This window comes from Arthrobacter sp. 01N444 (assembly GCF_056399305.1).
On the sequence record NZ_JBFTRB010000010.1, the window covers coordinates 51,410 to 72,055 of the forward strand.

General features: G+C 69.7%; 14 protein-coding genes. 12 read left to right on the plus strand and 2 right to left on the minus strand.

What is annotated here, in order from left to right:
- The first annotated feature begins 30 nt into the window (after positions 1 to 30).
- Positions 31 to 483 (plus strand): universal stress protein, encoded by a 453-nt coding sequence (locus AC1DKN_RS12920; protein ID WP_476849536.1) that lies wholly within the window; start codon positions 31 to 33, stop codon positions 481 to 483.
- Between the two features lie 99 nt (positions 484 to 582).
- On the plus strand, positions 583 to 1,575 hold the full coding sequence (locus AC1DKN_RS12925; RefSeq protein ID WP_476871485.1) for a hypothetical protein: 993 nt from the start codon (positions 583 to 585) through the stop codon (positions 1,573 to 1,575).
- Between the two features lie 24 nt (positions 1,576 to 1,599).
- Here the strand turns inward: AC1DKN_RS12925 and AC1DKN_RS12930 are convergent, their stop codons facing one another.
- Both AC1DKN_RS12930 and AC1DKN_RS12935 read right to left on the minus strand, forming a co-directional pair.
- Positions 1,600 to 1,896 carry a hypothetical protein gene (locus AC1DKN_RS12930; protein ID WP_476849538.1) on the minus strand — a complete coding sequence of 99 codons (297 nt, stop codon included), beginning with the start codon at positions 1,894 to 1,896 and terminating at the stop codon, positions 1,600 to 1,602.
- Positions 1,897 to 2,092: 196 nt separating this feature from the next.
- Positions 2,093 to 2,938, minus strand: coding sequence for an IclR family transcriptional regulator (locus tag AC1DKN_RS12935; RefSeq protein WP_476871486.1), 846 nt, complete (start codon positions 2,936 to 2,938; stop codon positions 2,093 to 2,095).
- A 250-nt stretch (positions 2,939 to 3,188) separates the two neighbouring features.
- On the opposite strand from AC1DKN_RS12935, the gene AC1DKN_RS12940 reads away from it, so the two are divergent.
- From AC1DKN_RS12940 to AC1DKN_RS12985, 10 genes are all read left to right on the plus strand, one after another.
- Positions 3,189 to 4,745 (plus strand): ABC transporter substrate-binding protein, encoded by a 1,557-nt coding sequence (locus tag AC1DKN_RS12940; RefSeq protein ID WP_476871487.1) that lies wholly within the window; start codon positions 3,189 to 3,191, stop codon positions 4,743 to 4,745.
- Between the two features lie 62 nt (positions 4,746 to 4,807).
- Entirely contained in the window at positions 4,808 to 5,761 is a 954-nt protein-coding gene (locus tag AC1DKN_RS12945) for an ABC transporter permease (protein ID WP_476858662.1), read from the plus strand.
- Positions 5,758 to 7,899: a dipeptide/oligopeptide/nickel ABC transporter permease/ATP-binding protein gene (locus tag AC1DKN_RS12950; RefSeq protein WP_476871488.1), complete on the plus strand. Its 2,142-nt coding sequence runs from the start codon at positions 5,758 to 5,760 to the stop codon at positions 7,897 to 7,899. Before AC1DKN_RS12945 ends, AC1DKN_RS12950 begins: the two co-directional genes overlap by 4 nt.
- Positions 7,896 to 8,903 (plus strand): oligopeptide/dipeptide ABC transporter ATP-binding protein, encoded by a 1,008-nt coding sequence (locus tag AC1DKN_RS12955; protein ID WP_476871489.1) that lies wholly within the window; start codon positions 7,896 to 7,898, stop codon positions 8,901 to 8,903. Before AC1DKN_RS12950 ends, AC1DKN_RS12955 begins: the two co-directional genes overlap by 4 nt.
- Positions 8,904 to 8,995: 92 nt before the next feature.
- Positions 8,996 to 11,323 carry an alpha-L-rhamnosidase gene (locus AC1DKN_RS12960; protein ID WP_476871490.1) on the plus strand — a complete coding sequence of 776 codons (2,328 nt, stop codon included), beginning with the start codon at positions 8,996 to 8,998 and terminating at the stop codon, positions 11,321 to 11,323.
- Positions 11,324 to 11,427: 104 nt separating this feature from the next.
- Positions 11,428 to 13,926 (plus strand): beta-glucosidase, encoded by a 2,499-nt coding sequence (locus AC1DKN_RS12965; RefSeq protein WP_476871491.1) that lies wholly within the window; start codon positions 11,428 to 11,430, stop codon positions 13,924 to 13,926.
- Positions 13,927 to 13,932: 6 nt separating this feature from the next.
- Positions 13,933 to 16,620 carry a family 78 glycoside hydrolase catalytic domain gene (locus tag AC1DKN_RS12970; RefSeq protein ID WP_476871492.1) on the plus strand — a complete coding sequence of 896 codons (2,688 nt, stop codon included), beginning with the start codon at positions 13,933 to 13,935 and terminating at the stop codon, positions 16,618 to 16,620.
- On the plus strand, positions 16,617 to 17,636 hold the full coding sequence (locus AC1DKN_RS12975) for an alpha/beta hydrolase fold domain-containing protein (RefSeq protein ID WP_476871493.1): 1,020 nt from the start codon (positions 16,617 to 16,619) through the stop codon (positions 17,634 to 17,636). The genes AC1DKN_RS12970 and AC1DKN_RS12975 overlap by 4 nt, the downstream gene beginning before the upstream one ends.
- Complete coding sequence (locus AC1DKN_RS12980) at positions 17,633 to 19,531, plus strand: glycoside hydrolase family 3 protein (RefSeq protein WP_476871494.1); 1,899 nt, start codon at positions 17,633 to 17,635, stop codon at positions 19,529 to 19,531. Before AC1DKN_RS12975 ends, AC1DKN_RS12980 begins: the two co-directional genes overlap by 4 nt.
- On the plus strand, positions 19,528 to 20,565 hold the full coding sequence (locus AC1DKN_RS12985; RefSeq protein WP_476871495.1) for an alpha/beta hydrolase fold domain-containing protein: 1,038 nt from the start codon (positions 19,528 to 19,530) through the stop codon (positions 20,563 to 20,565). The genes AC1DKN_RS12980 and AC1DKN_RS12985 overlap by 4 nt, the downstream gene beginning before the upstream one ends.
- The last annotated feature ends 81 nt before the right edge of the window (positions 20,566 to 20,646 follow it).

Here is a 20,646-nt window from a genome sequence, read left to right on the forward strand (position 1 = left end):
GCCGCAAACCGGCAGTGAAAGTCTGGAACCATGAAAAAAGTTGATCCCTTTGTGATCGTGATCGGATTTGACGGCTCGAAGCAATCCCACGAGGCCCTGGCGTGGGGTGTTGAAGAGGCCCGGTACCGCAGTGCGGAGCTCCGGGTCCTGACTGTCTGGAACAAGGCGCCAATGGCGTGGTATCCGGCGATGCTGGAAACCGCGGCAGGCGAAATCGTGGCGGAGGACTCCCCGGAGCAGCAGGCTGAAGCGCTGGGCGCCGAGGCGGCGAAATCCGCAGTGGGTGTCAATGTCGTGACCCGGTCCATCAAAAACGACTCAGCGGCGTCGGCAATACTTGAGGCCGCACGGGAAGCCGACCTGGTGATCGTCGGCTCCCGCGGCCACGGCGGTTTCGCCGGGCTGCACATCGGATCGGTCTCCGCCCAGGTGGCCAGCCACTCCCCGTGCCCTGTCCTGGTGATCCGGCCGAAGGCTTCCTGAGCGTCCGGCCCGCTGGCCACGGACGTCCGGGGCGATGCCGCGTGCCCACTCGACGGTGAGCACCCGATGCCAGCGAGCCGGGAGCGCTACCATCGGCGTATGACCGTCCTGGACTGGCTGATGGATTCAGATCCTTCCCTTCGATGGCAGGTGTTGCAGGATCTCAGCAACGCCGCGCCCGAGGTCGTTACCGCAGAGCGCGCGCGGGTAGCGACCGAAGGCTGGGGTGGCCGCCTGCTGGCATTGCGGGACGAGGACGGCCAATGGGCGCATGGCGCATATTTCCCCGCCCAGGGCGACCGCCCCGACGGCGGTCCCGAGGGCGGCGGTGCGGATGATGCCGGCGGTGACACAGGTTGGGACCGCGTCCCCCAGCCCTGGACCGCCACAACGTACAGCTTGCTCCTGCTGCGTGACTTCGGGATCGACCCGCGAAGTGAGCAGATGCGCCAGACCATAGCGCTGGTCAGGGACAACTGCCGCTGGGAGGAGGGCGGCCAGCCGTATTTCCAAGGCGAGGTGGAGCCGTGCATCAACGGAATGACAGTGGCGCTCGGCTCGTACTTCGATCAGGACGTCGACGGCGTCGTCTCCCGGCTTGTCAGCGGGCAACTGGACGACGGCGGGTGGAACTGTTGGGCGGAGTCCGGCGCCGTGGTGTCCTCGGCCGCCACGACGATCAACGTCCTCGAGGGCCTCCTGGCCCACGAACGGGTCACGGGCGGCTCGGCGCAGTCCGTGGACGCGCGGCGCCGGGGCGAGGAGTATCTGCTGGAGCGGGGCCTGTTCCGACGCAAGAGCACCGGCGCGGTCATAGACCCGGCTTGGCTGACGTTCTCCTTTCCGACCCGCTGGCACTACGACGTGCTCCGTGCCCTGGAGTACTTCCGTTCGACCGGAGAGCCCCCGGACCCGCGCCTGGCCGAAGCCGTGGAGGTGCTCCGGTCAAAGGAACAGCCGGACGGGACCTGGCTGCTCGAAAACACGCATCCCGGGATCGTCCATTTCCCGGTTGATGCCGGTGACGGCCGGTCCAGCCGGTGGAACACCCTTCGTGCGTTGCGCGTACTCGACTGGTACGGGCGCGATTGAAGTGGCTGTGTGGGTTACGTGCTGCTAGGGCAGAACCTTGTAGAGGTCGATCACCGTCTCGTCGGGCGGAGCGGCGAAGCCGCCCTCAATACCCGCCTGCATCCGGGGCAGGAGGATCGTGTCCCGGAATTTTTCCCAGCTTTCTTTCGATTCGTGGACTGCCAAGACCGTCCAGCCCCCCTCGGATGCCCCGCCGGCGTGGAAGATCTGCCCCTCGGGCAGGAGCCCCGCGCCTGGATGCACGGCTGCAAGCGACGCCTCGTATTGTTCCTTGGTGCCTCCCGGAAAGAAGTGCACGATTCCGTAGGGCGTGGTGGCCATAACAACTCCTAGGCTGGTGGATTGGACTGGACAAGGCCAGTCCTAGACGCCGCCACCGGGCGTGTCAAGGGCTCGCGGAAGCAGGCGGCGGTCCGGGGAGCCGGGCGCCCCGCAGGTTCAACATTATGACCCTTCATCCCGACGCCGCGCCGGCCTTTCCACTGGTTGGAAGGGCCGGCGGTGGGCAGCTCCGCGGTCAGCCGTCCGACAGGGTCCGGACGTCCTCGGCCAGGGCAGTCCGGAAGCCAAGGTTTCGTGAGACTGCCCTCGCGGTGGCCATCACCGCCGGAGCCAGAACATTGGGCGGGGTGGTCCCGTCCGGTACAACGATCGACAGTGCGGCCACCACTGTGCCCTGGGCATCAAAGACGGGCGCCGCCACGGAAACAGTCAGCGACGGCGCGGACCGGCGGATCATGGCTATCCCCGTCCGGTGGACGTCGGACAGGGTGCGCCGCAGCTGGCCTTCCGGCATGGGAGCCACGCCCGGTTCAGTTTCCGCGGGTTCCTTGAGTATCTTTTCCTGGAATGCCGCGTCCGCGCCGGCCATCAGGACCAGGCCGACGGCCGTGGAGCGCAGGGGGAGCCGGCCGCCCACCCGGTAGGCGACTTCCGTGGCCTGCTTGGAGGAAAGCCGTTCGATCAGGACGGCCTGGTCCTTATCCCGCACGGCCAGCAACACGTGATGGCGCGTCACCTCGAAGAGGTCCTCAAGGTAGGGCAACGCGATTTCGCGGATCCCGTGGCCCCTCGGGGAGAGGGACGCTATTTCCCACAGCCGGACGCCCACAACGTAGCGTCCGTCGTCGAGCCGTTCCAGAGCGCCCCAGGCGACCAGCCGGGCAATGAGGCGCAACGCCGTCGGGGCGGGCATCTGCGCATAACGGGCCATCTCTGACAGGGTCAGCGCCCGGCGGCGGTCCGTGAAGACAGCGAGGAGGCTCAGGGCCCGGTCGATCACCGGTTCGCCCTGCTTGGGCCGCTTGCCGCGCGCGGCGGGCGGGTTTTCAGCGGGGGAATGCGTATCCGCGGGTGCTGTCATTCGTCATCGTTCCTTCTTCGTCGCCAGTGACGTTCACCACAATAGTGTTCCAACCAATGAAATTCTCGTGTGACGTCATTGCGTCCGCCTACGACTCTTGATGGAGCCGGTCCACCCGACCGCATCTGGCGGAAGGGCCCGGAACGCACCGGTGCCGGACGGCCACCGTCCGGCCGGTCCGCTCCAGTCCCGACCACCACCAGATGCCGAAAACCCCCGTTGTTTTGGAACGAATGCGAAGGCGCACTACATGAAACTTCTGAACCCCACCGCCCGACGGAGCGCGGCCGTTCTGGCCGGCGTCCTGATGCTCAGCTCCGTGACCGCCTGCGGCGGCTCCGGCCAGGCGGCATCCACCGTGGATAAGACCACCCTGACAATCGGCGTCGAGAGTGACAGCGCGTCCTTCGGATTCGACCCGCTGCGGGTCTCCGACGCGCAGCGTCAGTTCTTCGAAGGCCTCTACGAGAACCTCATGACCCTGAAGGCGGACGGCTCCGTGGGGCCGGGGCTGGCCACCGGTTTCAGCTACAACGCCGATAACACGGTGCTGACCCTGACGCTCAAGCAGGGCGTGACGTTCACGGACGGGTCCACGCTGGACGCGGCACTGGTGAAGGCCAACTTTGACCGCCGCACGGATCCCGCCCTTTCGGCGTACTCAGCCATCGCCAAGGGCGGCGCCCAGGAACTGACATCCGTGGACGTCATCAGCCCCACCCAGGTGTCGCTGAAGTTCGCCAAGGCGCAGCCGGGCTTCGAGAAGAACCTGACCTCCACCCTCGGCATGATCGTTGGCAAGGCGGGGGCCGCGGACACGGCAAGCCTGGCCGCCAAGCCGGACGGCTCCGGTCCGTACACGCTGGACTCCGGAACCACGGTCAAGGGCAACAGGTACGTCCTGCAGAAGAACGACAAGAGCACCGACGCCGCGAAATACCCCTACAACAAGATCGTCTTCAGCGTCATCCAGGATCCGCAGGCCCGGGCCAACGCCCTCGTTTCCGGCCAGGTGGACGTCGCCCAGCTGACCTCACCGACCGTTGACTTCGTCAAGGCCAAGGGTGTCGGCGTCTCCCAGATCGGCGGCACGGTCCAGACCATGGTCGCCTTCGACAAGACGGGCAAGACGTCGCCGGCCTTCGCCAGCGAAAAGGTCCGCCAGGCGTTCCAGTACGCCATCAACCGGCAGGCCCTGGTCGATGCCCTGCACAAGGGTGACATCCCGGCGTGGAACGCCCTGCCCAAGGATTCGGCCGGCTTCACGGAGACACTGAACTCACAGTTCGCCTACGACCCCGCTAAGGCCAAGAGCCTGCTGGCGGAAGCCGGCTACGCCAACGGCTTTGAATTCACCATCGTCGCGAGCGCCACCACCCAGACCGACCTCCAGGCGGTCCAGAAGGACCTGGCCGCCGTCGGCATCACCATGCAGGTCAAGATGGCGACGTCGACAGATGAGGCGTTCGCCGCCGTCGCCACCACCCCGCTGGGCTACGCGCCGCTGGGCTGGGACAACCCGGTGGGCCTGATGTACGGCGCGATCCTCAACGGCTTCACCAACGTCCAGAAGGCCACGGACGACCAGCTCAGCGCCGCCACCGGCGAGGTCGCCGCCGCCAAGGACGATGCCGCCCGGAAAGCCGCGCTGACCAAGCTCAACACCCGGCTCGTCGAATCCGGCTGGATGATCCCGCTCTTCGAATCCCTCACCAACCAGGGCTACAACACCAAGAAGGTCAAGCCGGTCGAGTTCGCCGGCAGCAACGTCTACCCGCTGCTCTCGTCCTACGCCCCGGCCAACTGACCCCCCACCCTGCCGGGCGGCCTTCACCCCTGAGGCGAAGGCCGTCCGGCAGGACCTGACCAATGGAGGTCATCATGGCGATTTACGTCGCAAAGCGCCTGCTCATGGCGCTGGCCACCGTTCTGGTGGTCGCGGTGCTGGCGTTCCTCTTGGTGCACGCAATGCCGGGCAGCCCCGGCGCCGTGTCCCTCGGCGCCGGCGCCACCCAGCAAGCCATTGACGAGGTCAACAGCCGGCTCGGCTGGTCCGATCCGCTCCCCGTCCAGTTCTTCCGCTGGCTCGGCAGCGCCGCGCAGGGAGACTTCGGGGTGTCCCTGATCGACGGCCGGTCCGTGAGCGCCGACCTGGCCAGCAGGCTGCCGGTGACGGCGGCCCTCGCGGCCGGGGCCACGGTCCTGAGCGCCGTACTAGGCATCGGTCTTGGCGTCACGGCAGCCGTCCGCGGCGGCCTGGTCGACCGGATCGTCGGAGCCGTCTGCGGCCTCGCCGTGGCGCTGCCGGCCTTCTGGATCGGCATCATCTTTGTGTACCTCTTCGCCGTCCAGTACTCGGTCTTTCCGGCCACCGGCTACGTCCCCTTCGAGGTCTCACCCCAGGACTGGGCCCTGTCCCTGGCCCTGCCGGTGATCACCCTCGCCGTCGGCGGTGCGGCGTTCATCGCCCGCCAGACCCGGGCATCCATGCTGGAGGCGCTGCAGCAGGAACATATCCGGACCCTGCGCGCAACGGCCACCCCCACCTGGAAGATCCTGTACGTCCACGCCCTGCGCTATGCCAGCCTGCCGATCGTGGCCGGGATCGCCCTGCAGTTCATCGGGCTGTTCGGCGGTTCGGTGATCGCGGAGCAGCTCTTCGCCATGCCGGGCCTTGGCCAGGCAGTCCAGACCTCCGTCAGCACCCACGACGCCCCGTCCGTGCAGGGCGTTGTGGTGGTCGCCACCGTTGTGGTGGTGGCCGTGAACCTCGTGCTGGAGCTCGCCACCAAGTTTCTCGACCCGAAGTTGCGTGCCTCATGATCCCTTCCGTTGCCCCCGCGCCCGTCCCCGCCACCGCGAATGCGGAAGATACAGGCACAGGCGGAGCCCCACCCGCGAACACCGCCACGGGCCGGCCCGGTCCCGGCCCCGGTCCCAAAACTGGCGTCGGCCGGAGGCCTGCCCACCGCCTGTTCGCGGCGCCCGGTGCCGTGGCCGGAGTGCTCTGGTTGGCGGTCCTGGTGGTTGCCTCCCTCACGGCGCCGTGGTGGCTGCCGTACAAGACCGAGGACCAGGACTTCGCCGCCATCCTGTCCGGCCCCACTGCCGCCCACTGGCTGGGCACCGACGAACTGGGGCGGGACCTGCTCAGCCGCATCTTCGCCGCGGCCGCCGGCACCCTGGGGACATCGCTCATCACGGTGATTGTCGGCGTCGGACTCGGCACCGTCCTGGCGATGGTCGCCGCCGCTGGACAACGGACCGAAGGGCCGATCAGCCGCGTCACCGAGGTCATGATGTCCTTGCCCGGTACGGTGATCATCCTGGCGGTCATCGGTGCCGTGGGCACGAACATTCCCGTCGTCATGGCGATTCTGGGCGTCCTCATCTCGGCCGGCATCTACCGCGTGATGCTGGGCCAGGCCACCGCGCTGCAGTCACAGCTCTATGTTGACGCCGCCAAGGTGGACGGCGTGAGCACGCTCGGCATCAGCCTGCGGCACGTGCTGCCCGGGTTGAACACCACGATCGTGGTGCAGTCCGCCCTCATCTTCGCGGTGGGCATGCTGATCCAGGCCGGTCTGGCGTTCATCGGATTTGGGCCGCCCATCCCGCAGCCCAGCTGGGGCGGCATGATCCAGGGCGCATCCCAGCACGTCTACGACGCCCCCTGGCTGATGGTCCCCACCGGTGCGGTCCTGGCGCTGACGGTCCTCGCGGCCAATGCCATCGGCAACGCCCTGGGGAAAAGCCCGAACGCGGCCGCCTCCCACCTGCCCTCCGCCGCTGACCGCCGACGCCGGGCCGCTGCGTCCGCGGCTGCGCCGTCCACCGATGCCGCCGCGCCGTCCACCGATGCCGCCGCGCCGGACGTCACGGCCGGCCGGCTGAGTGTCCGCGGGCTCTCGGTGGGCGTCGACGCCAGCACGCCGCTGGTCACGGAGGTCTCCTTCGACGTCGAACAGGGAACCGTGCTCGGGCTGGTGGGCGAATCCGGCTGCGGCAAAACCATGACGGCGTTGTCCCTGCTGGGCCTGTTGCCCTCTGGCGTATCCGTCACCGGAGGCCAGATCCTGTGGAACGGCCGGAACCTCGCGGCCGCCACGGAAAATGAGCTGGCAGGCGTCAGGGGACGGGAGATCGCGCTGATCTCGCAGGAACCCATGCGTGCCCTCGACCCCATGTTCACTGTCGGCTACCAGCTGGTCTCCGCCATCCGGCGCCTGCGGGGCATGGGCAAAGCCGAAGCACGCGCCGAAGCCCTGAGCCTGCTCGAAAAGGTGGGCATCGTGGACGCCGCGCGCATCCTCACCACCTACCCGCACCAGATCTCCGGCGGCATGGCCCAGCGCGTGGCCATCGCCCTGGCCCTGGCCGGCCGTCCCCGGCTGCTGGTCGCCGACGAACCCACCACGGCGCTGGACGTGACAGTACAGGCCGAAATCCTTTCGCTGCTGCGGGCACTGGTCAAGGACACCGGCATGTCCGTGGTGATGGTGACACACGACCTCGGCGTAGTGGCCGACATCTGCGACACCGTGGCCGTGATGTACGCCGGCCAGGTGGTGGAAAGCGGCCGGACCGCCAACATCCTGGACAACCCCCGCCACCCGTACACCCTGGCGTTGCTGGCCGCCGACCCGCACGCCAACACCGCCGAGGACATGCCCGAGCGGCTCGCCACCATCAACGGCCAGGTGCCGCAGCCCAAGGACTGGGCGGGCGGGTGCCGGTTCGTGGCGCGTTGCCAGTTCGCCGGCTCGGCCTGCGTGGCGCCGGTCCCGCTGGTTCCCTCGGGCTCGGACGACGGCGTGGTGCGCTGCGTCAAGGCCGACGAACTGGCCGTGGAAGGCCTGGCCTGGGTGGCCACCGAAGTACCCGCCCACCGTGTCCTCGACATTCTTGAGATGGACAGCACAGTTGAGATGAACAGCACAGTTGAAAAGGACAGGACATGAGCATCGAAACAGCGGTACGCCAGGGCGGAACAGCGCAGGCTCCCGAGCGGCCGCTCCTGGACGTGGTGGACCTCGTGGTCCGTTACGGCCGGGGCCGGAAGGCCGCCGCCAGGCCGGCCGCGGTGGACGGCGTGAGCTTCAGCATCCGGCCCGGGGAGACCGTGGGCCTGGTGGGGGAGTCCGGCTCCGGAAAGTCCACGATCGGCAAAGCCATCCTCGGCCTGGAAAAGAGCAGCGGGGGCTCGGTCAGCTACAACGGCACGGACATCACCCATGCCAGCCCCGCGCGGCGGCGTGAACTGGGCGGCGAACTCCGGGCCGTGTTCCAGGACCCGAACTCCTCACTCAACCCCCGGCAGAGCATCGGTACCTCACTGGCCGAACCGCTGCGGATCCGTGGCGTGGCCGGCCGGGAAGCCCGGCAGCGCGCCGAGGACATGCTGGCCAGGGTGGGACTCCCGCGCGAGGCCGTGGACCGCTTTCCCGGCCAGTTTTCCGGCGGCCAGCGGCAGCGGATCGCCGTCGCCCGGGCACTGATCTGCGAGCCGAAACTCGTGGTGTGCGACGAAGCGGTCAGCGCCCTTGACCTCTCAACGCAGGCCCAGGTCCTGAACCTCCTGGCCGACCTCCGGGACGAGCGGGGGCTGAGCTACCTGTTCATCGCCCACGATATCTCCGTGGTCCAGTTCCTCGCCCAGCGCGTCGTGGTGCTCTACCGCGGCCAGGTCATGGAAAGCGGCCCGGCGGCAGCCGTCACGGAGTCGCCCCAACACCCCTTCACCCAGGCGCTCGTGGCGGCCTCGCCCGTGCCCCGCCCGGCGGAGCAGGCCGAGCGGCGGCAAAAACGCGAAGCGCTGGGCGTGCGGACCGCGGCGGCCGCCGCTGCCGCTCCCGGCGGCTGCCCCTTCAGCCAGCGCTGCCCGCTGGCCACGGACTTGTGCCGGACCGAACGGCCGGCCCTGCGGAAGGTGGGCGCGTCCGACGTCGCCTGCCACTACGCCTGAACGGCACCGGTCCCGAACCTGATCCCGCGGCACCAGCGGTACCGACCAAATCCCACAGCATGGCAACTCCCCACAAGAATGGACGACACCACATGACCCCCGCACCCTGGTCCGCCACGATGATCGCGCCGGATCGAGACTTCGACGGCGCCCCGCTTCTGCGCAAGGAATTCCGGCTGGACGAAGGCCACGGACCCGTGAAGCGCGCGCTCCTGCGGGCCACGGCGTTCGGGATCTACGAGGCGCAGATCAACGGCGTCCCGGTCGGTGAGGACGTGCTGAGTCCGGGCTGGAGCTCGTACGAATGGCGCCTGCGCTACCGCAGTTACGATGTGACCGCGCTCGTGGGGCCGGCTACGGTGATCGGCGTCGCGCTCGGCAATGGCTGGTACCGCGGACGCCTGGCCTGGCACGGCAAGTCGGGCCTGTACGGCGATGAGCTCGGGTTCTTCGGGCAGCTGGACATCGAATTCGTCGACGGCCACGTCCAGTCGGTCGCCTCGGACATGTCCTGGCAGTCCGGGCCGTCGGGCACCACGGCCAACGATCTTTACGACGGACAGCGCATCGACGCGCGGCGGGAACCGGCAGGCTGGGCCCGGCCGGGCTTCGCCGCGGACGCAGCCGGTCCGGAGGCCTACGCTGCCGCTGTGGGGGCCGGCGCCTGGACTGGGGTCCATGCCCTGGAGTTCGACGCCGGCCGGCTGGCGGATCCCGTCGGGCCGCCGGTGGTGCGCAACGAGGTCATCAAACCGGTGGAGGTCTTCACCTCACCGGCCGGCAAGACGCTGGTGGATTTTGGCCAGAACCTGGTCGGCTGGCTGCGCTTCACCGTCCAGGGCGACGCCGGCGCCACCATCACCGTGCGCCACGCCGAAGTCCTCGAGGACGGTGAGCTGGGCACCCGGCCGCTGCGCTCGGCCGCCGCCACCGACACGTTCATCCTCTCCGGCGCCAAGGACTTCTTCGAACCCAGCAAGACCTTCCACGGGTTCCGCTACGCGGAAGTATCCGGCTGGCCCGGCGAGCTGACGGCGGAATCCCTCGAAGCCGTGGCGGTGCACTCCCGGCTTGAACGCACCGGCAGCTTCGAGTGCTCCAACCCGCTGGTGAACCAGCTGCACCGCAACATCGTCTGGGGCCTCAAGGGCAATTTCCTGGACCTCCCCACCGACTGCCCGCAGCGCGATGAGCGGCTCGGCTGGACCGGGGACATCGCCGTGTTCGCCCCCACGGCCGCCTTCCTCTACGACGTCAAGGGCTTCTTGCAGGACTGGCTCCTCGACCTCGCCGCGGAACAAAAGGCTGCCGGCGGACTCGTTCCCATCACCGTGCCGGACGCACTGAAGTACTGCCCCCAGCCGCCGGAATTCCCGGCACCGGAATCCTCTGCCATCTGGAGCGAGGCATCCGTGTGGGTTCCGTGGGCGCTGTGGGAGGCCTACGGCGACGACACCGTCTTGAAGGACCAGTACGACTCGATGGCCTCCCACACCCGCCGGGTAGAGGGACTGCTCTCGCCCGCCGGGCTCTGGGATGAAGGCTTCCAGTTCGGCGACTGGCTGGACCCGGACGCCGCGCCGGACCAGCCGTGGGCGGCCAAGGCGGACACCGGCGTCGTCGCCACAGCGTGCCTGTACCGCACGGCGTCCATCACCGCGCGGACGGCTGCGCTCCTGGGACACGACGCCGACGCCGACGCGTTCGGCCGCCTCGCCGAACGGGTCAAAGCGGCCTTCAACACCCACTACGTGGCCGCCGACGGAACCGTGCACAGCGACTGCACCACGGTCTACGCGCTGGCCATCGCCTTCGACATCCTGCAGACCGGCCGGCAGCGGGAGTTTGCCGGCAACCGCCTCGCCGAACTGGTACGGAACAACAACTACCGCGTCTCCACCGGGTTCGCCGGGACCCCCTTCATCACCGGCGCCCTGGCCGATACCGGTCACACTGACGCGGCGTACAGGCTCCTGCTCGAACAGGAATGCCCCTCATGGCTGTACCCGGTGACCATGGGGGCCACCACCGTCTGGGAACGGTGGGACTCCATGCTCCCGGACGGCACCATCAACCCCGGCGAAATGACCAGTTTCAACCACTACGCGCTCGGCGCCATTGCTGATTGGTTGCACAAGTACGTCGGTGGAATCCGGCCGCTCGCCCCGGGCTACTCCAGGGTGCTGATCGCGCCCCTGCCCGGCGAGGGCATCGATTGGGCCAAGACCAGCCTGCGCAGCCCGCACGGCACCATCGCCGTCGAGTGGCGGACCACCGGCGACGGGGTGCTGGAAGTCGAAGCAAAAATCCCCGACGGCGTGGAGGCGGAGATCAGGCTGCCGGGGCAGGACGGCCGAAGCGTGGGGGCGGGCACGCACCGCCTGACCGCCGCCGCCACCTCAGCAGCCGTCGCCTCCTAAATTCCACCCAGCGCCGTGTCAACCAATGAAACTGCGCTGTCCGGGCGCGCCGCCGCAAACCCATGCTGATAGCTGACGAAACCAACGATCAGGAGCACCAACGAATGACCTCCACGAGCTTTGACGCCGACGTCGAAGAAACGATCCGCACCCTGCCGGTGGCAGACAAAGTCCGGCTCCTGAGCGGCTCCGGCCTGTGGCACACCCAGGCCGAGCCGCGCCTGGGACTGCCGAAGATCACGGTTTCCGACGGGCCCGTCGGCGTCCGCGGCCACCGCGACACCGAGGCAGCCGGCTCGGTGAACCTGCCGTCCGCCACGTGCCTGGCCTCTTCCTGGGACCGGCGGCTGATGGCGCGGGTGGGGAAGCTGCTGGCGGCCGAGGCGCGCCGCCAGCAGGTGGACGTGGTGCTCGGCCCCACCATGAACCTGCACCGTTCACCGCTGGCGGGCCGGAACTTCGAGTGCCTGTCCGAGGACCCGCTCCTCACCGGTGAACTGGCGGCCGCGTACGTGGACGGCATCCAGGGCCAGGGCATCGGCGCCTGCCCCAAGCACTTCGTCGCCAACGAGGCCGAGACCGAGCGGACCACCGTCAACAACGTGCTCGACGAACGGACTTTGCATGAGGTGTACCTCGCACCGTTTGAACGCGTCGTCAGGCAGGCCCGGCCCTGGATGATCATGGCGGCCTACAACGGCGTGAACGGCAAGGCCATGACCGAAAATTCCCTCACGGCGAACCCGCTCAAGACCGAATGGGGATTCGAAGGCGCCGTGGTCTCGGACTGGCACGCGGTGTACTCCACCGTTGACTCCGCCCTTTCGGCCACGGACCTCGCCATGCCTGGACCGGAGAAGCTGTGGGGCGACGGGCTCGTCGAAGCCATCTCCGCCGGTCTGGTCCCCGAAGCCGTGATTGACGAGAAAGTGCGCCGGCTCGTCACCCTGGGCCGCCGGGTCGAGGAGGGCCGCCGGAACGAACCCGCGGCACCCGAAGCCGGCGCCGCCGTGGCCCGGGAGGCCGCGGCGGCAGGATTCGTGCTGCTGGAAAATCCGGCCGGCGTCCTTCCCCTCTCACCCGGGGACCTCAGCTCCATCGCCGTGGTGGGACCGGCGGCGCTGGATCCCCGGACCCAGGGCGGCGGCAGCGCCTCGGTGTTCCCGGCCTACACGGTTGCGCCCGCCGCGGGGCTGCGCGCACGGGCCGGCGACGGCGTCCGGCTCACCACCGTCCAGGGTGCCTGGCTCTCCGAGGGCCTTCGCGAACCCCGGAACGCGGAATGCCACGCCCCGGGCCAGGGGGAGGGAAGCGTCCGGCTGACCTGGCGGGGGCCCGCCGGCACAGTTGCGGAGGAATACGGTCCCCGGACCACGCTCACCCGGGGCCCGGGCTCCATCCCCGCCGGCGCCACCGCCGTCGACATCGAAACGATCTTCACGCCGGACGTCTCCGGCACCTGGAAGCTGGGATTCAAGGGCATCGGCCGCGCCAGCCTGGAGGTCGACGGCGACGCCGTGGCGGCCGCCGACTCGCGGGACCGCTACGCCGACGTTGAAGCCGTGCTGATCGGCGCGCCGGACGAATCAGCCGGCGTCGTCCTGTCCGCCGGAACCCCGGTGCGTCTGACCTTGCGCTACGCCTGGCATCCGGAGGCCACTCTGTTCCGCGTAGGGCTGGCCATCGACGAACCCCGGGAATCGGCGGACCGCGAGATCGCCAAGGCGGCTGCCGCGGCCGGCGCCGCCGACGTCGCCGTCGTCATGGTCGGGACCTCCGGTGCCGTCGAAAGCGAAGGCTTTGACCGGACCTCCCTGGCGCTGCCGGGCCGGCAGGACGACCTCGTCCGCGCCGTCACCGAAGCGAACCCACGCACCGTGGTGGTGGTCAACGCCGGCGCCCCGGTGGAAATGCCCTGGCGGAACGACGCCGCTGCGGTGCTCCTGGTCTGGTTCCCGGGCATGGAATTCGGAAACGCCCTGGCCGATGTGCTGTTCGGCGACGCCGAGCCCGGCGGCCACCTGCCAACCACCTGGCCGGCCGCCCTGGCCGATGCCCCCGTCCGCGACACGCACCCCCGGAACGGCCAGCTCGAGTACACGGAACGGCTGGATGTCGGCTACCGCGGCTGGGCAAGACAAGCCGCGCAAACCACGCAGGCTGCCGCTCCGGCGTATTGGCTCGGCCACGGACTGGGCTACACCACCTTCGCCGTGGAGGGGTTCGCGCAGCTGGAGGAAGCGGCACCCGGGGAGGACGTGCACACCGTCCTGACGGTCTGCAACACCGGGGCCCGGTCCGGAAAATACCTGGCGCAGATATACGCCGACGCCCCGGAAACGGACGTGGACCGGCCCGGGTTCTGGCTGGCAGGCTTCGAGACGGCCCTCATCCCCGCCGGGGAACGCCGCGACATCCGGGTCACACTGCCCGGGCGGTCTTTCCAGCACTGGGACGCCGGGCGCGGCTGGTGCGGGGAGGAGACAACCTTCAGGATCGCGCCCGCCGGGCACGCCGGCGACGCGCGCGACGCGCTCGCCGGACCCCTCGCGGCCTCCGTCCGGCCGGCGGCGTCAGTCCCCGCCCTCGACGGGACGAGGTAGGCAGCCGTGAACCAGCCCACACACCTGCGCGTTGAGCACCTCAGCGAGGCCTTCGGCATCACCACCACCCGTCCCCGGCTCAGCTGGATCCCGCCGGAGGGGACGGTGCGGCAGAGCGCCTACCAGATCACCGCCAGCAACGGCTGGGACACCGGCCGGGTGGAATCGGGAACCCACCGCCTGGTGCCCTACGGCGGCGCGGCGCTGGGCTCCCGGGACCACTTTGAATGGACCGTGCGGACCTGGGACCTTGCCGCGGACGGCAGCGAGTCAGCCTCAAGGTGGGCGGACCCGATGCCGGTCGAACTGGGCCTGCTGCACCCCGCCGACTGGGCCGCACAATGGATCGGCCCGCGCGAGGCCGCCATCCCCGCGGCCGGCGAGCGCCCGGGCTACGCACTGTCCACCACTTTCGAGCTGGACGCGGTCCCGGACTCGGCCCGGGCGTACGCCACCGCCCACGGGATCTACGAGCTCTTCATCAACGGCCACCGGGTAGGCGACCAGGAGCTCACCCCGGGCTCCACGAGCTACCACAGCACCCTGCAAGTCCAGACGTTCGACGTCGGAACGCTGCTGCAGACCGGCAGCAACACCGTCACGGGCGTCCTCACCGACGGCTGGTACCGCGGCACGTTCGGGTACACGCGCGACGCCGACATGTACGGAACCACGACGGCGCTGCTGGTACAGATCGAGCTGGCATCCGCGGCGGGTCGGACGGTGGTCGGGACCGATGACACCTGGCTGGTGGAGCCGTCCGAAATTGTCAGCGCGGACCTCATGGCCGGGCAGCGTGTCGACTTCCGTGCCGCAGGCGTTCGCTCCGGAAACCGTCGCGGGCACGCTGTGCTCCGTGACGGCAGCTTCGAAACCCTGACGGGTCCCGTCGCACCGCCCACCCGCGCCGTGGAGGACATCGCCCCGGTGTCCGTCACCGGGCTGGCCAGCGGCCACCAGGTGGTGGACCTGGGCCAGAACATCAACGGCTGGGTGCGCCTGACCCGGCTCGGCGCCCCGGGCCACGCCGTGACGCTGGTGTACGGCGAAGCCCTGGACGACGCGGGCGAGGTCACGCAGGAGCACCTGCGGCCGCACGATTTCCGCAACCCGGGCCAGTTCCTGTCCGCCGGGCAGATCGACTCCGTGGTGTCCTCCGGCGCGCCCGGCGAAATTTTCGAGCCGCGCCACACGACGCACGGCTTCCGGTACGTTTCGATCCGCGGGCTGGCGGACCCGCTGGAACCGGGGGATCTCGTGGGCCGGATGGTCCAGACCGACCTCGAACGCCTGGGCACGTTCAGCTGCAGCGATGACCGGCTCAACACGCTGCACGGGATCGTCGAGTGGAGCTTCCGAGGCAACGCCTGCGAGGTCCCCACGGACTGCCCGCAGCGGGAGAAAGCCGGCTGGACCGGGGACTGGCAGGTGTTCGTGCCCACCGCGGCCTACCTCTTCGACGTTGCCGGCTTCTCCCGGAAGTGGCTCAACGATGTCCGGGCTGATCAGTGGGACAACGGAGTGGTCGTCAACATTTCGCCGTCGCCGGGCCCGGACGCCACCGCGGCCGATCACATGGCCTTTGTCAACGGCTCGGCCGGCTGGGGAGACGCGATCGTCCTGGTGCCGTGGGAGATCTACCGGGCCACGGGTGACACGGCCATCCTGGAACAGAACTGGGAGGCCATGAACCGCTGGCTCGGGTTCATCCGCAGCACGGCCGTTCACGGCCGGCACCCGGCCCGGGCCGCCACCCGACCCACGCCGGAACCACACGAGCAGTTCCTCTGGGACACCGGCTTCCACTGGGGTGAATGGCTCGAACCCGACGGGCCGGAACCGGACCTGTTCGCGGCCAGGTCCGCCGACCACGGCATCGTGGCCACCGCCTACTACCGGCACTCCTCCGCCATCATGGCCGGGATCGCCGCCGTCCTGGGCAAGGACACGGAGGCCGCCGCCCTGGCAGAGCTGTCCGCCAATGTCCGCGACGCCTGGGCCCGCGAATACGTCAATGACACCGGGCAACTGTTCGACGCCAGCCAGGCAAACTGTGTCCGGGCACTCGCCTTCGGCCTTGTCGCCGACGAGCACCGGCCGGCGGTCGCGGCGCAACTGGCCGGCCTCATCCGGGACGCCGGCACCCACCTGGGCACCGGGTTCCTCGCCACCGCAGACCTGTTGCCGGTCCTTGCCGACAACGGCCACCTTGACCTGGCCTATGAGCTGCTCATGCAGGACACCGAACCGTCCTGGCTGGTGATGGTGGACCGCGGCGCGACCACCATGTGGGAAGCCTGGAACGGCATCGGCCCGGACGGCACAGCGCAGCAGTCCCTGAACCACTACAGCAAGGGCGCCGTGGTGTCCTTCCTGCACCGCTACACCGCCGGACTCCGGCAGGCGCCGGGGAGCGCGGCCTACGAACAAATCATCATCGAACCGCGCCCGGGCGCCGGCCTCTCATCCGCCAGCACATCCCACCGCGGCCCCCAGGGCCTGGTTGCGGCCAGCTGGCGGATCGACGACGGCGGGCTGACCCTGAACGCCGTCGTCCCGGCCGGCACCAGCGCCGAAGTCCGCCTGCCCGGCCGGGCGGGGGCCGTCGTCGGGCCCGGAACGCACACCTTCTCCGTCCCGTACGGCCCGGCCGTCCCGGCATCCCTGCCCCACCTCACCAGGAGCGCACCATGACCTTTATCGAATCCCCAACGACTGACACCGAGGCAAGCCCCGACGCCGCCGCAGGGAAGGACGGCCCGCCTTCTGGTCCAGCGTTACCGGCGTTCCCTGCCTTCGACGGCCCGGGCACGGCCGTGCAGGTATCTGAGGTCTCCGCGGTACACCGCGAAGTCAGCTACGCCCGGACCGTCGGGTTCCGGCCGCTGAGCATGGACATCTGGCTTCCGCGGACGGCCGGGGGTCCGGTGCCGCGGCCGGTTCCGCTGGTGCTGTGGGTCCACGGCGGCGCCTTCCAGCTGGGGGATCGCCGTGAGCTGCCGCCCACGTTCCCCGCGGACTCCGTCTTTTCCCGGCTCAACGCGGCGGGGATCGCCTGCGCCACCGTCGACTACCGGCTGGCCCTCGAAGCCGCCTTCCCGGCCCAGCTGCATGACCTGAAAGCGGCGGTCCGCTACCTCCGCGCGCACGCACAGGAGCTGCGGATCGATCCGGAACGCTTTGGCGCCTGGGGCGAATCGGCCGGCGGCCACCTGGCCGCGCTGCTGGGTCTGACCGGCAGCCGGGAAGACCTCGAGGGCGGACTCGGGGCGCAGGGACACTCCAGTGCCGTCAGCGCCGTCGTGGACTTCTACGGCGTGTCCTCGCTGCCCCTCATGCCCCCGATGCAGCTCCCGGCCGGCCTCCTCACCGGACCCATGGTGGCCGCCGTTCCGGCAGGCATGAGCATGGAACCGGGACCCATGCTCGTTGGCGGTTCCAGCGACCCGGACCGGCTGGCGGCCGCGAGTCCGCTCGGCCACGTCAGCGCCGGGGCGCCGCCGTTCCTGCTGATCCACGGCGACAGCGACGCCCTCGTGCCCCTGTCCCAGAGCGAGCTCCTCGCGCAGGCCCTCAGCGCCGCCGGCGTCCGCAACGACGTCGTCGTCATCGAGGGCGCCGACCACTGCTTCTTCGGCGCAGAAGACCGGATCGACAGCATCCTGGATACCGCCATCACCTTCCTCTCCAACGAATTGAGCCAGCCATGACCCCCGCCACCGCCCGGTACCCGTACCAGGACGCCACTTTGCCGGTCGGGCAACGCGTCCAGGACCTGCTCTCCCGGCTCTCGCTCGAGGACAAGGCGGGCCTGATGTTCCACGGCGCGCTGCCGTTCGCGCTCGGCACCGGCCCGGCCGTGGAGCTGATCGGCGGGCGCCGGATGAACCACTTCAACATCATCGGCGCCGCAACCCAGGCCAGGGAACTCGCCGAATGGCACAACAGCATCCAACGTCTCGCCCTGGACACCGGCTGGGGCATCCCCGTCACGCTCTCCACGGACCCGCGCCACGCCTACACGGACAACCCCGGCACCGGGGCCCTGGCCGGGCCGTTCTCGCAGTGGCCCGAGGCGCTCGGCTTCGCCGCCGTCGGAGACCCCGACGCCGTGGAAGAGTTCGCCGATATCGCCCGGCAGGAGTATCTCGCCGTCGGCATCCGGGCCGCCCTGCACCCGCAGGTGGACGTCTTCACCGAACCGCGCTGGTCCCGCGGCGCGGCCACGTTCGGTGAGAGCGCCGAGCTCGCGGCGGAGCTGGTGGGCGCCTACGTCCGCGGCTTCCAGGGCGACGCGTTCGGGACGGCGTCCGTGTCCACCATGACCAAGCATTTCCCCGGCGGCGGCCCCCAGCTCGACGGCGAGGACCCGCACTTCAGCTACGGCCGCGAACAGGTCTATCCCGGCGGCAACTTCGACTATCACCTGCTGCCCTTCCGGTCCGCCGTCGCCGCCGGCACACGGCAGGTCATGCCGTACTACGGCATGCCGGTCGGCACGGAATACGAGGAAGTGGGCTTCGCCTTCAACAAGCGCATCCTCACGGAACTCCTGCGCGAAGAACTCGGCTTCGGCGGGATCGTCTGCTCGGACTGGGGCATCCTCACCGACGGCGACATCTTTGGCAGGGTGTTCCCGGCCAGGGCCTGGGGAGTGGAACACCTGACACCGCAGGAACGGCTGCTCAAGGCGCTGGACGCCGGCGTGGACCAGATCGGCGGCGAAAGCTGCGTCGACCTCCTGACCGGCGCCGTCCGGGCGGGCAAGCTCAGCGAAGACCGGCTCGACGTCTCCGTCCGCAAACTGCTGGAGGAGAAGTTCCTCCTGGGGCTCTTCGAGAACCCCCTCGTGGACGCGGCCGCCTCCGACTCCGCAGTGGGGACTCCGCAGTTCCGCGCCGCGGGCCGGGCCATGCAGCGCCGCTCCTACACGCTCCTGGCCAACAAGGACGTCGACGGCGGCCCCGTCCTGCCGCTCGCCGCCGGCGCCAGGGTCTACCTCGAAGGCATCACGGCCGCGGACCTGGGGCCGGGCTTCATCCCGGTTCCGACGCCGGAGGCCGCGGACCTCGCCATCCTCCGGCTGCGGACCCCGTTCGAAGTCCGCGGCGAGGGCTTCGAATCCTTCTTCCACTGCGGCAACCTGGCCTTCGCGCCGGAGGAGATCGAACGCGTCACCGCCATCTGCCGGGCCGTCCCCACGGTCATCGACATCAACCTGGAACGGCCCGCCGTCCTGCCCGAACTCGCCGACCACGCCGCGGCCCTGCTGGCCAACTACGGATCCGACTCCGATGCCCTGGCGGACATCCTCACCGGGCGTGCCGTGCCGGAAGGCCGTCTGCCGTTCGACCTCCCGCGGTCCATGGCCGCCGTCGAAGCCTCCCGGGAAGACATGCCGTTCGACACCGAGGACCCCGTCTTCCGCTTTGGCCATGGACTGTCCCTGCCCCGGTCCGGACGCGCCGGCGCGGCCGGGGCCGCTGCCGGCACTGCCAACGCTGCCGGCACTGCCGACACTGCCGACTCTGCCGACACGGTTGACAGTGTCGACTTGGGGGCTCCGCTGGCCTGGGCACGGACCGCGACCGGGTCCCGGCCATGAGCCTGGACCCGGACCTGGCCGGCGCCCTGCACCACCTGGCCGGAGCGGGCTCGATCACTGACCTCCTGGGCCAGCCCGGCGGCCTGGACCGGCTCGAGGCCTTCAGCGGCGGTGCCGTGCCCTACCAGGCTCCAGCCGTCCGTTTCCGGGAAACCGGGGCGCGCGGTCCGAACGGGACCGTCCCTGTCAGGGTCTACGGCGGCGCCCCGGGCCATGACGGTCCCGCGCTCGTGTGGATGCACGGCGGGGGATTTGCCGGCGGCGGGCCGGAGATGCGCGAAGCGGACCAGCTCGCCCGGGAAGTCGCCGCCCGCAGCGGCGGCGTGGTGGTGTCCGTGGACTACCGGCTGGCCCGCGACGGCGTCCACTTCCCCGTCCCGCACGAGGACGTCCTGGCCGCCTGGCTCTGGACCGTGGAGCACGCCGCGGAGCTGGGCGCCGACCCCGACCGCGTGTGCCTGGGCGGCGCCAGCGCGGGCGGCAATCTCGCCGTCGGGGCCGCGCTCTTCCTCAAGGACGCCGGCCTGCCGCTGCCGGCCAAACTGCTGCTCGCGTACCCGTTCCTGCACGCCGACCTGCCAGCGCCCAGCACCGGATCCAACACCGGTTCCAGCACCGCTTCCAGTTCCGAATCCGGATCCGGCGCCGGGCCCGGTTCCGTCCCGGCGCCGGACGTAGCCGGCGTGCTCGAGGGGCTTCCGCGGCTGCTGCGCTTCACTGCCGATGACTGCCGCGCCCTTGTGGAGAACTACATCGGCGGTCCTGTCGCCATGGCGTCCTCCTATGCCATGCCCGGCAACGCGGACCCCTCCGGGCTGCCCCCCGCGGCGATCATCGCATGCGAATACGACGACCTGCGGCACTCGGCAGAGGCGTTCGCGGCAGAACTCCGGCGTGCCGGAACCGACGTCGACTTCCGCCTCGAAGCCGGTGCCGTCCACGGCTATCTCAACCATTCCGCGGGGCTTAGGATCGTGCAGGACGGCCTCGCCTTCCTGGCCCGGGCCCTGGTGGAGGCAAAGCCGTTCCAATGATTGAAATGCCCGGTGCCGGCACGGCCCGGTATCCGACACCCTTGATTCAGACGCCGGAACACCTCGAGAGGCCGGCCAGCA

What these genes read in the sequence shown, in the direction of transcription:
- AC1DKN_RS12920 (WP_476849536.1), top strand. Translation starts at nt 31, where the DNA reads ATGAAAAAAGTTGATCCCTTTGTGATCGTGATCGGATTTGACGGCTCG.
- AC1DKN_RS12925 (WP_476871485.1), top strand. Translation starts at nt 583, where the DNA reads ATGACCGTCCTGGACTGGCTGATGGATTCAGATCCTTCCCTTCGATGG.
- AC1DKN_RS12930 (WP_476849538.1), bottom strand. Translation starts at nt 1,896, where the DNA reads ATGGCCACCACGCCCTACGGAATCGTGCACTTCTTTCCGGGAGGCACC.
- AC1DKN_RS12935 (WP_476871486.1), bottom strand. Translation starts at nt 2,938, where the DNA reads ATGACAGCACCCGCGGATACGCATTCCCCCGCTGAAAACCCGCCCGCC.
- AC1DKN_RS12940 (WP_476871487.1), top strand. Translation starts at nt 3,189, where the DNA reads ATGAAACTTCTGAACCCCACCGCCCGACGGAGCGCGGCCGTTCTGGCC.
- AC1DKN_RS12945 (WP_476858662.1), top strand. Translation starts at nt 4,808, where the DNA reads ATGGAGGTCATCATGGCGATTTACGTCGCAAAGCGCCTGCTCATGGCG.
- AC1DKN_RS12950 (WP_476871488.1), top strand. Translation starts at nt 5,758, where the DNA reads ATGATCCCTTCCGTTGCCCCCGCGCCCGTCCCCGCCACCGCGAATGCG.
- AC1DKN_RS12955 (WP_476871489.1), top strand. Translation starts at nt 7,896, where the DNA reads ATGAGCATCGAAACAGCGGTACGCCAGGGCGGAACAGCGCAGGCTCCC.
- AC1DKN_RS12960 (WP_476871490.1), top strand. Translation starts at nt 8,996, where the DNA reads ATGACCCCCGCACCCTGGTCCGCCACGATGATCGCGCCGGATCGAGAC.
- AC1DKN_RS12965 (WP_476871491.1), top strand. Translation starts at nt 11,428, where the DNA reads ATGACCTCCACGAGCTTTGACGCCGACGTCGAAGAAACGATCCGCACC.
- AC1DKN_RS12975 (WP_476871493.1), top strand. Translation starts at nt 16,617, where the DNA reads ATGACCTTTATCGAATCCCCAACGACTGACACCGAGGCAAGCCCCGAC.
- AC1DKN_RS12980 (WP_476871494.1), top strand. Translation starts at nt 17,633, where the DNA reads ATGACCCCCGCCACCGCCCGGTACCCGTACCAGGACGCCACTTTGCCG.
- AC1DKN_RS12985 (WP_476871495.1), top strand. Translation starts at nt 19,528, where the DNA reads ATGAGCCTGGACCCGGACCTGGCCGGCGCCCTGCACCACCTGGCCGGA.